General features: G+C 49.7%; 16 protein-coding genes and 1 pseudogene. 2 read left to right on the forward strand and 15 right to left on the reverse strand.

Features of this window, described 5'->3' with window-relative positions; all coding sequences use genetic code 11:
- Positions 1 to 26: 26 nt before the first annotated feature.
- The 7 genes and pseudogenes from NIA71_RS05015 to NIA71_RS05045 all read right to left on the reverse strand — a co-directional run bounded on the left by NIA71_RS05015 (position 27) and on the right by NIA71_RS05045 (position 4,190).
- Complete coding sequence (locus tag NIA71_RS05015) at positions 27 to 425, reverse strand: SRPBCC family protein (RefSeq protein WP_148395912.1); 399 nt, start codon at positions 423 to 425, stop codon at positions 27 to 29.
- Between the two features lie 21 nt (positions 426 to 446).
- On the reverse strand, positions 447 to 956 hold the full coding sequence (locus tag NIA71_RS05020; RefSeq protein WP_415270815.1) for a GNAT family N-acetyltransferase: 510 nt from the start codon (positions 954 to 956) through the stop codon (positions 447 to 449).
- Positions 930 to 1,181 (reverse strand): annotated as a pseudogene (locus tag NIA71_RS05025) (DUF3795 domain-containing protein); the annotation flags it as partial. The gene NIA71_RS05020 and the pseudogene NIA71_RS05025, both read right to left, overlap by 27 nt.
- A 156-nt stretch (positions 1,182 to 1,337) precedes the next feature.
- Positions 1,338 to 1,688 (reverse strand): YdhR family protein, encoded by a 351-nt coding sequence (locus NIA71_RS05030; RefSeq protein WP_148395914.1) that lies wholly within the window; start codon positions 1,686 to 1,688, stop codon positions 1,338 to 1,340.
- Positions 1,689 to 1,696: 8 nt separating this feature from the next.
- Positions 1,697 to 2,539 carry an acetoacetate decarboxylase family protein gene (locus NIA71_RS05035; RefSeq protein ID WP_227755362.1) on the reverse strand — a complete coding sequence of 281 codons (843 nt, stop codon included), beginning with the start codon at positions 2,537 to 2,539 and terminating at the stop codon, positions 1,697 to 1,699.
- A gap of 107 nt (positions 2,540 to 2,646) precedes the next feature.
- On the reverse strand, positions 2,647 to 3,582 hold the full coding sequence (locus NIA71_RS05040; protein WP_148395916.1) for a LysR family transcriptional regulator: 936 nt from the start codon (positions 3,580 to 3,582) through the stop codon (positions 2,647 to 2,649).
- Positions 3,583 to 3,608: 26 nt separating this feature from the next.
- On the reverse strand, positions 3,609 to 4,190 hold the full coding sequence (locus NIA71_RS05045) for a TetR/AcrR family transcriptional regulator (protein ID WP_148395917.1): 582 nt from the start codon (positions 4,188 to 4,190) through the stop codon (positions 3,609 to 3,611).
- A gap of 175 nt (positions 4,191 to 4,365) precedes the next feature.
- Here NIA71_RS05045 and NIA71_RS05050 point away from each other — a divergent pair, with 175 nt between their 5' ends.
- A complete protein-coding gene (locus NIA71_RS05050; protein WP_148395918.1) occupies positions 4,366 to 4,671 on the forward strand; it encodes a DUF6363 domain-containing protein in 306 nt (101 codons plus the stop codon).
- Positions 4,668 to 6,017 carry a radical SAM protein gene (locus NIA71_RS05055; RefSeq protein ID WP_253019823.1) on the forward strand — a complete coding sequence of 450 codons (1,350 nt, stop codon included), beginning with the start codon at positions 4,668 to 4,670 and terminating at the stop codon, positions 6,015 to 6,017. Before NIA71_RS05050 ends, NIA71_RS05055 begins: the two co-directional genes overlap by 4 nt.
- Before the next feature lie 22 nt (positions 6,018 to 6,039).
- Here the strand turns inward: NIA71_RS05055 and NIA71_RS05060 are convergent, their stop codons facing one another.
- The 8 genes from NIA71_RS05060 to NIA71_RS05095 all read right to left on the reverse strand — a co-directional run bounded on the left by NIA71_RS05060 (position 6,040) and on the right by NIA71_RS05095 (position 12,917).
- A complete protein-coding gene (locus NIA71_RS05060) occupies positions 6,040 to 6,729 on the reverse strand; it encodes a YjjG family noncanonical pyrimidine nucleotidase (protein ID WP_148395920.1) in 690 nt (229 codons plus the stop codon).
- Positions 6,730 to 6,755: 26 nt separating this feature from the next.
- Complete coding sequence (locus NIA71_RS05065) at positions 6,756 to 7,403, reverse strand: GNAT family N-acetyltransferase (protein WP_148395921.1); 648 nt, start codon at positions 7,401 to 7,403, stop codon at positions 6,756 to 6,758.
- Positions 7,404 to 7,417: 14 nt separating this feature from the next.
- Positions 7,418 to 8,485, reverse strand: a complete 1,068-nt coding sequence (locus tag NIA71_RS05070; RefSeq protein ID WP_227755366.1) for a helix-turn-helix domain-containing protein — start codon at positions 8,483 to 8,485, stop codon at positions 7,418 to 7,420.
- 145 nt (positions 8,486 to 8,630) lie between these two features.
- Positions 8,631 to 8,990 carry a DUF6054 family protein gene (locus NIA71_RS05075; protein WP_148395924.1) on the reverse strand — a complete coding sequence of 120 codons (360 nt, stop codon included), beginning with the start codon at positions 8,988 to 8,990 and terminating at the stop codon, positions 8,631 to 8,633.
- Positions 8,991 to 9,022: 32 nt separating this feature from the next.
- Positions 9,023 to 9,700: a nucleotidyltransferase domain-containing protein gene (locus NIA71_RS05080; RefSeq protein WP_148395925.1), complete on the reverse strand. Its 678-nt coding sequence runs from the start codon at positions 9,698 to 9,700 to the stop codon at positions 9,023 to 9,025.
- 2 nt (positions 9,701 to 9,702) lie between these two features.
- Positions 9,703 to 11,010: a pyrimidine-nucleoside phosphorylase gene (locus NIA71_RS05085; RefSeq protein WP_148395926.1), complete on the reverse strand. Its 1,308-nt coding sequence runs from the start codon at positions 11,008 to 11,010 to the stop codon at positions 9,703 to 9,705.
- 27 nt (positions 11,011 to 11,037) lie between these two features.
- Entirely contained in the window at positions 11,038 to 12,210 is a 1,173-nt protein-coding gene (locus NIA71_RS05090) for a phosphopentomutase (protein ID WP_148395927.1), read from the reverse strand.
- 5 nt (positions 12,211 to 12,215) lie between these two features.
- Positions 12,216 to 12,917 carry a metallophosphoesterase gene (locus NIA71_RS05095; protein ID WP_253019824.1) on the reverse strand — a complete coding sequence of 234 codons (702 nt, stop codon included), beginning with the start codon at positions 12,915 to 12,917 and terminating at the stop codon, positions 12,216 to 12,218.
- Positions 12,918 to 12,928: the final 11 nt, after the last annotated feature.

Here is a 12,928-nt window from a genome sequence, read left to right on the forward strand (position 1 = left end):
CTGTCCCCTTTCCGCAGTCTTGGTCTCTACTCTTCCAAAGCTTTCCGCAGGTCGTCCGCATAGGTCTGCTGCTGTTTTTTCAAATAAGCGCCGGCAAAAGGCTTCATAAACCATTTCTTCACCATTATATCTTCTGTAAAATCAATGGTTGTTTTTTCACCTTCACCAGAAAAGAGCCCGACCCAGTGGCCCTTCATATTGCCGTTTTCCATATCGAATTCGTAGCGCTGCAGGGGCTCAAAAGCCGTAATGGTAAAGGTGGTAGCATAGCCCTCCTCCGTATATTCCACGAATTTGCAGCCCTTTTCTAAAACCTCGATCCTGCTCACATCGCTTCTCCAGCCCCATTCTGTCAGAGATGTAACCGTATTCCATACAGTTTCCACATCCCCATTCAAAGTCACCTTTATATTGGCAGTTGTCATCCGTTAAACCTTTTCCTTTCGTTAAAATTCCAGCCGCATGTCGTACCACAAGGCCCCGCCGTGAACCGACTGGGATTGGCCCCAGTTCTGAAAGCCAAACTTTTCATAATAGTGAACCAGCTCTTTCTTGCAGGTGAGTATACAACCTTTACGACCCTGCTTCTTTGCATCTGTGATCAAGCGCTGTAGCAGCAAAGCCGCGCAGCCCTTGTGCCGGTATTGGGGAATGGTATCCACGCCGAACACGGTCTGCCAAGCACCATTTTCAATATGTAAATCTGCCTTTTCGTACATCAGATCATCAATCGTTTCTTCGTTGGTGACCAGGCCGTTGATAAAGCCCACCAGCGTTCCTTCATCCTCAAGCAGCCAGAAATGATCGCCGAATACCCTCAGCCTTTCTGCAAAAGCCTCTTTCCCCGCCGCTTCGGCCTGAGGAAAACACCCAGCTTCCACAGAAACCACAGCCGTCAGATCCTCCATCGACGCCCGCCGCAGCTTCAGCTTTGCCCATGCCTTGCAGTTTTCCAGCTTGGGCTTGGGATCGAACCCCTGATCCACGCCCATCGTCGCCAGCATTTCGCAAGGGAACTCCCTGCATTGACCGCAGTGGTTCAGTCCCTTTTCTTCGCAGCAGGACTTGACGCCGCACGGGCTTCCCCAAAAGGGCTTATCCATATAAATACAACCTCTGCAGCTGACATCCGTCTTTCTTTCACATTGGCTGCAATCGACGCCGCATCTCGATTCAAACATTTTGCGCCTCCTTCTCGTTCCTAGGGTAGTGTCTGGTTGGTGTTTGGATAAATCAGATACTACTCTGGGGTTTATTGTATAACAAAACAAAGAAAAACTCCATAGAAAAACCGCTGCATTGGGTTTTCAGCCAGCGCAGCGGCTCTCTTTTAACAATTATTCTTTTAAATCCTTGATCTGGGGCAGATCAATCGGCCCTTTGGTGATATGCGTTTGTTCTTCCGCAATGGTCCAAATCTGCGTCGTCACGTTGGACACGCCCTGGCGCGACTGCAAGTTGAGAACGGCCTGCTTCGCATAGGCTTTTGCCGCTTCTATTGAAGCAAACAGATAAAATCCGCAGCCCTGTTTTTTATCAGAGTCCAAACCCCAAATTTTCCATTGCAAGGTGGGCAGCTCCAGCATTCGCCGGGCCCCCTCCATGGTGAACGCAGTATCTACCGTCTCGTCAAAGGTCAAACCTTCACCGCCCAAATCCATTTTTACACAAAGAAATACAGACATCATTCCACCTCCTACAGCTTGTGATCAAATCCATAAAACGCATACGGCAAATACTCCTGTGGATCTACTGGGTACTCATCCTCCGGACTTCTTGCGCCATCAAGGGCAATGCCGTCAAAAGTCATGATCGCCCCCAAAGTATGAACAACCGGAAGAGAATCCCATGGGTCGTGATCCGAATGCTGATAGATGACCTCGCCGGTACCAAGGATCGGCTTTTTCGGGCCTGGATGTTTGGTCTTCCACACAGTATAGAGAATGGGGCTGGGTGCCTTGGAAATATCAGAAAGATGAGCCCACTGGCTGGCGGGCCAGAGATAATTGTAGATGATCGTAGCACCTGGATGGCCTTCCGGATCCGGCGGTGTCAGCAGCTCGCCGATGGCCTCCATCAGCTTGGGATCATTGGGTTTTCCGTTGAGCTGAGCTTTGACGGAATAATACGTTATCCCATGCCGCCTGGCGCTGGCCTGATAAGTTTCTCCCTCCTGCTCCAGGGATAGGCTTCCCCACTTTTTCGGATAACCGCCTACCTCCCGCCCGAGAATGCTGCCCATGTCCACATCTAAGGTCATGCCGGGAACAAAAAGTCCTGGAAGTCCAGTTTTTTCATGAACAGCTGCGACATAGAGAGCTGCTTCGTTATAGGGTACCTCAAAATTAGTCTCCGTAAAATGATTGAATCCGGCAACGACGATGGGACGTTTGTAGGGCTTCAGCCCCGGCGGCAGGACATCAGCCGCAGCCTCCGGCGTTGTTTCGTAAAAGACCGACATGATTTCTGCACCTGGAAAATCAGTGATCCCGCCTTTCAGCGTATCGCATACCTGCTCCTGCGTTCTTTTAAAGCTCATGGTTTTACCTCCTATGTTTTGCTTTTTTCGATTCTTTCTAAAACCATGATAGCATCTGCCGGCCTTGCTGAAAAATACCCATTACTTATAGGGGTATTGGTTTTTGTTTATCGCACTTCCTCGGTCCAGTCGATCTTTTGCATATCAGCGAAAAGCTCGGCGGTGGCCCAGGACAGCGGCTCGTCAAGAGAATGAATACTATACCCCAAATTAACCACTTCCACATCGCTGCAGCGGCGCAGCACCAGGCCGTTGTTCTGAAGCGTTTCGGGATGAAGGCCGGCAATCCACATATAGGTGCCGGGGCATCGACTCAGGGTTTCCATGGCGCCCGCCCGGTCATATACAAAGATCCGTTTGGGCGATAAGATAATATCGCTGACCTTGGTGATCGTCTCATAGGAAGCGGAAGGGATTTCATAATCCCCATAAATGACGACAATCTGCTCTTCCAGCATCTCTTTGCAAAGCGTTTCTTCCTTTGCCAGCGGGTTGTCTTTTGACATGGCAACCAGGAATTCCCGCTGATAATGTTTCTGAAAGGATAAAGAATAGCGTTGGAACAAATTGAGAAAATATTCCTTTTGTGCGTCGAAAAAATGCAGAACTCCCAGCTCAGATTCGCGGCAATGCACGTCCTCCACCACTTGGAAGGGATTGGTTTCCTTTACGTGTATCTGAAACTCCGCTTTGGCTGCATGACGGTTGATGAAATCGGTGATACAGCGATTGATCTGGTGGGATCGGGTTGCGGAGATGCGGCTGCGGACCGCTGTTTCCGGTTTTATGCGCAGCTTTGCGTGGAGCGCGTTCACCTCAGTCAAGATGTTTCTGGCTTCCTGGACAAAGACCCGGCCTTCTTCTGTCAGCGCCATCCCTTTGGCTGACCTGCGGAATAGCTGAACCCCCAGTTCCTTTTCAACGGCTTTGATGGTATTGCTCAGATGTGGCTGGGAAAGAAACAAATTCTGAGCAGCCTTTGAAATGGAACCGGTCTTTGCCACTTCTGAGATATATTCCAACGCAAATAGATTAAGACTCATAACACCTCTCCCTTTCTAATGATCTCTCATGCCTTTTCCTGAGGCTTTGTCAGCAGCTTTTGCAGGCCATAGTAAGCCGTATCGCCGATGATCTGCGCCAGCTCGTCATCGGTCATGGGCAGATCGCCCCGCAGCCACTCCAGATAGGTGGAAATGGTTCCGGCCGCATAAAACTCCGCGCAGATTTCCAGTTCCGCTTTGGAAATATCCAGCCGCTCTCCCATGGTTTCGATCAGACTTTCCTTTAATATATCTTTAATGGCTCCCCATAAAAAGGCATAGGAAGGCGTCTTGGCAATGTGCTGATACAACTGGAGATTTTCTTCCATCAGCGTGTTTAGAGCCCGAAAGAGCACCGCTACATCCGAGGTATCGTCGAAAAAATCGTTCTGTTCCAGCCGCAGGATAAGCTCTTCTGTTTCCTGCCGGCCGAATTCATGAATAATATCTGCGATGGAATCATAATGTAGATAGAACGTTTTTCGGTCAATATTGGCTCTCTGCGCAATTTCCGTTATGGTAATTTTAGGCGTATCCTTTTCCAAAATCAGCGACAGATATGCTTCACGGATGGCTTGTTTGGTTTTTTGTACTCTTCGATCTGTCATGTTTCGCCCCACTTTCTGTTAACTTGTAGAATAATACTCAGATCAAAAATTCTGGTAATTGAAAAAATTGTCACTCCCTATTATAATACCCATATGTAGAAAAAGCAACATTTGGGATATAATCATCGCGGAAGGGAGATGATCGGCCACCAGAAATCGGGATAAAGGTCCCCTGATGACATCGATACAAAAAATGCTATACGAAAAAAATTACAAAAAATATCCTCGCCTGCTGGAGGCAATTGAATCCTCCCCCGACACCTATAAAAAGCAAATCCGCATTTTGGAGCAGCTGGAAGGGGAGAAAAAAGTCTTTCGGATTCGTCCTGAAAGCCGTGAAGTGAAACGGTTCGAAACGGATTATGATACTTTGCAAGCTTATTATTTGCATGGATATGAGACTGCAAAGAACTGCTGGTCCGGCCTGATGAGCTTTTTAAAAGGAGCGGCAGCAATAAAAGCAAAGGAGATCGTACAATGAATATCAATGAAAAAATCAAAACATTCGGCTTCAATAAGGTCCTTCATTATCTTGAAAAGGATCCGCAGACCAATATACCAAAGCTGATGGAGTTTGTGGACCATGTATTTCCCAAGGATGAGTTTGCGTCCCAGAGGGCGGCCTTCCGCAGCGCTATCGATGAGAAAAACAACTGGTATCAGCTGATTATGCGGGGTTACGATCTGGATCCCCAGACCAGAATCACCTTTTTCCGCAACTTTATCCTCAACGGCAATCTGCTCAGCTGGCCCATTCAGGATGAAAACCGGGAAAAGTATGGCTGCAACATTCCCTGGGCGATCCTTCTTGATCCCACCTCAGCCTGCAATCTTCACTGTACCGGCTGCTGGGCTGCGGAATATGGCCACAATTTAAATCTGTCCTATGAGGATATCGATTCCATCATCAGTCAGGGCAAAGAACTGGGTACATATGTCTATATTTATACCGGCGGCGAACCGCTGGTGCGAAAAGACGATTTGATTCGCCTCTGCGAGAAGCATCATGACTGCATCTTTCTCTCTTTCACCAACGCCACTCTGATTGACGAGGCATTCTGCCAGGAGATGCTCCGGGTTCAGAACTTCGTGCCGGCCATCAGCCTGGAAGGGTTCGAGGAGGCCAACGACAGCCGCAGAGGAGACGGTGTTTACAAGAAAGTGATGCGCGCGATGGAGCTTCTCAAGGAGCACAAGCTGCCTTTCGGCATTTCCACCTGCTATACCAGCCAGAACTACGATGATATCAGCAGCGAGGCTTTCTTTGATAAACTGATCGATATGGGAGCATTCTTCATCTGGTTCTTCCATTACATGCCGGTGGGCAAGGATGCATCGCCCGAACTTTTGCCAACACCAAAACAGCGGATGACTGTTTATGACCGCATCCGCAAGTATCGGAAGACAAAGCCCATCTTTTCCATGGATTTTCAAAACGATGCTGAATTTGTAGGAGGCTGCATAGCCGGAGGCCGCCGTTATCTGCATATCAATGCGGCCGGCGACGTAGACCCTTGCGTGTTCATCCACTATTCCAACGCCAATATCCACGATTGCTCACTGCTGGATGTGCTGAGATCGCCGCTCTTTATGGCCTATCACGATGGGCAGCCGTTTAACGACAACATGTTCCGGCCCTGTCCGATGCTGGAAAATCCCGATATACTGCCGAAACTCGTAAGGGAATCCGGCGCCCATTCCACCGATCCCCAGGCACCTGAGACTGCGGAAGAGCTCTGTGCCAAGACTGTTCCCTATGCAGATCAATGGACGCCTGTAGCCGATAAATTATGGGCGGAGCAGCAGGCTGAAAAAGCAGGCAAATAGACTGGTTGTGCTGCGGACAAGATCAAAAAAGAATCTTTTCAACTTCACGCAGTGAAGAAACAACATAATCGATCTTCAGACCTTCTGGAACCGGTGCTCCTTCCGGGTTAAACCAGCAGCAGCGGATTCCGGCGTTGTTGCCGCCTGCCATGTCGCTGGTCAGGGAATCTCCGATAATCATCACGGCTTGCGGATCATAATCCGATATTTGCTCGCTGCACAGGTCGAAGAATTCTTTGCTGGGCTTTTCTGTTTCCATTTCTTCGGAGATAAAGATGCCATCCATCAAATCATAAAGTCCGCTGCGCCGCAGCTTTCCATTCTGCGCGACGCTGCTGCCATTGGTGACCACATACTGGCGGTAGTTTTGGGCCAGCTTTTGACAAATCTCCAGGGCATAATCCTGCAAAACGGCACTGTTTCCCAGTGCCTGCTGATACTCATCATGGAAGCGCTGACAATCGATTCCGCTGACCTTTAAGTATGCGAAAAAATCCTCAAATCTGCCGATGTACACCCGACTTTTGGGGATTTCCTTTTTCTCAAACCGCTGCCAGTAGGAGTGGTTGCACGCTTTATACCAGTTAAATTGCTCCTCATTAATCGTCACACCGTACTTTTTCAGACACTGGTTCATACAAATTTCTTCTGATGCGGCAAAATCCAGCAGCGTTCCGTCCACGTCCCATAATATGGTTCTTATCGTTTCCATACTTCCTCCTTGCGCCTCGATTCATGCTAATTTCTCTGCCATTCTTTTTTCATCTCTTCTCGTTTCTTTTTATCGCTGGCATCCAGAGCCGCCCCCAGCATGAATCCAATCGCGATTCCAAAACAACTGCCCATCGCCATATGATCCATGGCTGCGCCAATACTCAGCCCTACGCTCATGAACAAGCACATAAAAATGGGCAGATAGACGGAGGCCGGCTTTTCTTTTTCAAAGCAGACGCCCTCTTCTCCCCTGCCGCATTCAGCAAACTGTAATTTTTCCAAAAGACGCACGGAAGCAAGATTATCTTCTTCTGCCTCTGCTGTTACAAAATATACATTAGTCTGAGAAAAGGCCCATTCAACAGCCGCCCGAACAGCCTCTGTCCCCAAGCCTTGTCTTTGATATGCTTGTTCGATGCCATATCCGATTTCCACCTGGCCCTTTTCAGGCGCCCCATGAAAACCCAGGCTTCCAATTTCCTCTCCAGTTGTCTGTAAAGTGATCCGCCAGCCCGTGTACCAGTCTCGGTCCTGGGGATGCTGCCGACAGCCGTCGAGCATTTCACGCAAAGCCGCGCTCATATGCGCCTCTTTTTCCCGGGCAATCTTCTCACCCAATTCCTCGTCTGTCATCGGCGTAATAAGTAATTTTTTTGTTTTTAATGGTTTCATAATATGGGTCCCTGTCAAAGCTTCTCTTCCTTCACATCCATTTCAAAGGCTTTGATCAATCCTAAAAACTCCGGGTCTTTTCGCAAAAACGCGACAGTGGGGTCATTCTTCAGGCCTGCCGCAAAGCTAGCCGTCATTTGCTCTGTAAGCGCATAACTGCCCGCCTCATCCTGAATATGCTTATACAGTGAGGACTGGTTGATTTTCCACGGCTGTTTCATTGCAGCCAGCAGGTTTTTCAGAGCCTTTATACAGCGGTCCTTATCCTCCAGCACAGCGGCGATACGAAATTCTGTCAAACAGGGGAAAATCCCCCACAGGTCATACAGCTTTGCGGTTTTCTGAGACAAACCTATTAATTCTTCCAGCCTCTGCTCATCCCGTTCTTCAGCAGCGATTTCAATCAGCATCAGAAAGTGGGATTCCAACTCCTGTCCGGCCTTGGCCACAGCCAGTTCCATCAGTTCTCCGGCTTTATCAAGTTTTCCCTGGGCGATATAAAGGCTGGCCCTCAGATGAACCGTATCCACGGGAAGCTCCGGCAGCTCATCCAGCAGAGCTTCTGCTTGTTCCAATTCTTTACGCTCAATGTAGCGGCCGGCCAGCATCAGCTTCGCCTGATGGCTGATCTCAAAATCATCTCCCTGCGCCGCACGGAGGTAAAGCTTCTCGATCTCCTCCCTGCAGCGCTGACGCTCATCCTTTTCCGGCAGTCGGATCAGTGCCGCCTCCAGCGTGACGGCCGCATAATAGAGGAGCTTGACACAGGTTGGATACTGGGCAATCTTCTCCATGGCCGTCTGGTAGCATACAGCAAAATCCTCCGTCATCGCCATAGCGGAAAGCTCTGCTGCGAATTGTTCCACTTCCTGATCAGTCAGATTTTCGTGAAAAGCCAGCAAAGTATTCAGGTCCGTCCCAAGCAGCCGGGCCAGAGGCGGCAGCAGGGTAATATCCGGATAAGATATGCCCTTTTCCCATTTATTAACGGCCGGCGCAGTGACGCCCAGATAGCGCGCCACCTGTTCCTGTGTCAAATTCAATTGCTTTCGTTTCTCTCTGATTACTTGAGGCAGTTTCATAAAAAACTCCTTTCCTTCTTCAACGGTATCTTACTCGTATTTTAGCATTGGAGTTCTTCTAATGATATTGACCGGTTATTAAGTTTTCATCAAAAAACTTAACTGTTATTCATATATTTGCGCTGATTTCCTGCTCCAAACCACCTCAACCTAAGCGGATTGGCTTGTATGCGGCGATTATATTTTTTGCTTCCTCAAGCACGCGGGCTTCGCTCTCCACTCCAAAGGACCAGTACTTAAACAAGATATTATTGCTGCCGCCTGAAACCATAACTACGATTTTGAGCATTCCGACATATTCTAAAGTCGTAACGTTCATCGTCAGCCAATTGCCTCCGCGAAAGGAATATCGTTCAAAAACCTGGATACAGCACCGAACCCCATTGATCTTTGTACGGAACTGATGCCGGATCTCAGAAAAAAGCTTTTCACGCTGCATCGCCTGCTCCAGATAACGGGTAAATTCATCGATATTTCCCTGCATTTGCGTTACAAACTTTCCCATAGATTTGCCTTTCTCTATTTAATTGAACCTATTCACCGTATAAAATTGGTCCGTGCGCTCTTCTCTGCCTGGGGCGGCTGGATTCGTTCTGCCGACCAACTAATCAGCAGGTCAGACAGAGGTTCGAAATTGGCCGGACAATCCTCTTTCATCTCTAAAATTCTCTGCTCCTGCTCGCCCAAAAGCGGCAGCAGCTGATGATGCTTATGTATGTAGGTTCCAGTTTTGCAAAAATGCTCCGCCTGCATGACAAAAACCGCCGCTTTACATAATGCATTCAAAGCTGCCGGTTCTTTTCCATGCAAAAAGTTGTGGAGGCACCCATGATAAATGGCGCAGGCTCCCATATGGACCGCCTTTGCTGCGCTGTCCCCATCGTCCAGCTTGATCAGCTCTTCCAGGCTGCCGTATACGGGGATCGTATCGTAATAAAACTGGAACAATTCCCCTTGCTCCCAATTCTGCAGCTCGGCTTTTCCGGAGATAAAACCGCACAGCCGGTCTCTGCAGGGCAGGCTTTCTACAGTCCTTTCATATTGCTTGATATCTTCAAAGGACAGGGTATCGAAAATCACCACCACATCGATATCGCTGTCAGGCCCCGCCTCTTCCCTGGCCTGGCTTCCCTGCAGGCCGATAAAAAGGACGTTCTCTTTAAATTGATTCAGGATCGCATCCTGAAAGTCTTTCATCCATTGTTTAATATCCATATCTATAACCCTATGATCTCTTTGATCAGCTTGTTTGTCTGCAGCATTTCTTCTCCGATCTGATAGGCGGACAACAGCTCTTCGGCAGCCGCCGCAGCTTTCTGCTCATCGTTTGCAAATACAGTAGCTAATGTTTCGCCTTCCAGCGCCGCATCGCCCACTTTCTTGTGGAGATAGATTCCCGCCGTCATATCGATGGCATCACCTTTGGCAGCCCTGCCGGCCCCTGCGTGCTGAGATGCGATTCCCACCTGACGTGCCTTAATCTTTTGGATAAATCCGGCCCCAGGGCTGGTCACTTCCACTGCGAACTGATGCTGAGGAAATAAGCCGGCATCATCGAGGATCCTTGGGTCTCCTCCCTGCCCCTTTATAAAGAGGCGCATTTTTTCCAAGGCAGCGCCGCTTTGCAGGCTTTCACCGGCCATACGATAGCCCTCCTCAGGGGAAGCTGCTTTTCCGCCCAAATAAACCATGATCCCGGCCAAAGTCTGCGAAAGCAGGGTAATGTCCTCCGGTCCATTGCCCTTGAGCGTCTCGATGGCTTCGATCACTTCCAGGCTGTTTCCCACTGCCCGGCCCAGGGGCTGATCCATATCCGTGATAACTGCCGCAGTCCGCTTTCCGTCCGCATTGCCGATCTCCACCATCAGCTCGCCCAGGCGGCGGGCATCTTCCAGGCTTTCCATAAAAGCGCCGTCGCCGCACTTTACGTCCAACACAATAGCATCGCTGCCGGAAGCCAGCTTTTTGCTCATAATGCTGGAAGTGATCAGACTGAGGTTCTCCACCGTACCCGTCACATCCCGCAGCGCGTAAATTTTTTTATCAGCCGGAGCGATGCTGCCGGTCTGTCCGATAACGGAAATGCCGTTTTCATTGACCAGATTGACAAACTCCTGCTCCTCCAGCGTTGTCCGAAAACCTGGTATGGATTCCATCTTGTCCACCGTGCCGCCGGTAAAGCCCAGTCCTCTTCCGCTCATCTTGGCGATGGGCACGCCGCAGGCGGCGGCCATGGGGCCCACGATCAAAGTCGTTTTGTCTCCTACGCCGCCGGTACTGTGCTTATCCACTTTGATTCCCCGTATGGCCGACAGATCCACAATATCGCCTGAATCCCGCATAGCGGTCGTCAGGGCATAGGTTTCTTCCTTATTCATGCCGTTGAAATAAATGGCCATCAGCAGGGCGGACGCCTGATAATCTGGAACTGCGCCTTCCGTATATCCCTTAACAAAGAACTGGATTTCTTCTTCGGTCAGGACGCCTTTGTCCCTCTTTTTTATGATCATATCATTCATATTCATTTTCATGTCCCCCTGTCTTGAACCGATCTATTTTTTGATCTGATTGAAAAAACTTTCTCCAATGGCCGTTTTCTTTGCTCCCAGCATTTCACAGACAGTCGCCCCGATATCAGCAAAGGAACTGCGGATCCCCAGATCGACCCCGCTGCGTATCTCCGCTCCTGCGATCACTACCGGAACATGTTCTCTCGTATGATCCCATCCACTGTGTACCGGATCGTTGCCGTGGTCCGCACACAGGATAAGCACATCGCTGTCTTTCATGGCCGCCAGAATTTCCGGAAGGCGGGCATCGAATTCTTCAATGGCTTTTCCGTAACCCTGGGGATCTCTCCTGTGCCCATACTTGGAATCAAAGTCCACCAAATTGGTGAAAATCAATCCCTCAAAGTCCATATTGAGCGCTTCAATGGTTTTATCAACGCCATCCATGTTGCTGACGGTATGGACCGCCTGAGTGATTCCCTGGCCGTCGAAAATATCCCGTATCTTACCAATGGCATAGGTTTCCTTTCCCAGCTCCGCCACATGATCGAGCATGGTTTTTCCGGAGGGAGAAACGGCATAATCCTTCCGGTCGGCCGTTCTGCTCCGTTTTCCATCCTCCAAAACGTAGGGACGGGCAATGACCCGGCCGCAGGACCAGTCGCCCTGGAGCATTTCCCGGGCAATTTGACAAATATGGTAGAGCTCCTCCAGGGGAATCACAGCCGTATTGGCCGCAATCTGAAAAACACTGTCCGCAGAAGTATAAACAATGGGGTTTCCCGTTTCCTCATGCTCCGGCCCCAGCTCATCAATGATCACCGTTCCCGAAGCCGTGCAATTTCCCAGGACCTCTCTGCCTATGGCCTTCTGGAATTTCTCGATAAATTCCTGGGGGAATCCATCTGGATACGTCTTAAAAGGCACTTCCGTATATAGTCCGGCGATTTCCCAGTGGCCGGTAATGGTATCTTTGCCGTTGGATTTTTCCCTGAGCTTGCCGAAGGAGCCTGCAGGATCGCTGACTGCAAAAGCCCCGCCCGCGGCCCCCTGAATATTTCCAAAACCCAGTCTTTGCAGGTTTGGCATGGAAAGCTGAGGGTATTGCTGGGCAATATGGCCCAGCGTGTCCGCCCCCTGATCGCCGTAACGTCCCGCGTCCGAAAGCTCCCCCACGCCCAGACTGTCCAGTACAAGAATTGCTGCTCGTTTCATGATCATCACTCCTTTATCCGTACAGGCCTGCAGTTGAGATAGTCCAAAGAGACCAGCCTGTACATTACCCCGTTATAAGTTCCCTGTAATCCATTTTTGAAAGCCTCTTTTCCATGAAGATGGCCGTATACCACTTGACTGACGCCTGCCCTGGAAAAGGCATCCGTAAAACCTGAGCCCTGGGCCTGACCTGCGGACGGCGGAAAATGCAGGACGCCGATGATACGATCGCCGCCGCCTTTTTCTTTGGCATCCGTAAGGGACATCTCCAGTCTCAAAAGCTCCCGCTTATAGATTTTTTCATCCTGCTGGATAAAATCGTCATTTCCCGGGCAAATCCACCCCCGGCTGCCGCACAGAAAACAGCCTTCTGCTTCAAAGGCCGTATTCTGTACAAAATGGATCGAATCATAAAGGCTGTTGAGCTTTCCGATTCCGCTCCACCAGAGATCGTGATTTCCCTTGAAAATCACTTTTTTCCCAGGCAATCCGTCGATCCAGTCCAAATCCGGGATCGCTTCCGAAAGCTTCAGCCCCCAGGAAATATCCCCGGCCAAAACGATGGTATCTTCCGGCTTAATCAATTCCAGCCAGTTCTTTTTCAATTTTGCCGCATGATCGATCCACGCACTGCCGTATATGTCCATGGGCTTTTCAACGCCCGGAGCAAAGGACAGGTGCAGATCGCCAATCGCATAAATGCTCATGTCAATTAGCT

Source organism: Ihubacter massiliensis (assembly GCF_024125305.1).
Classification (GTDB): Bacteria; Bacillota; Clostridia; order Peptostreptococcales; family Anaerovoracaceae; genus Hominibacterium; species Hominibacterium faecale.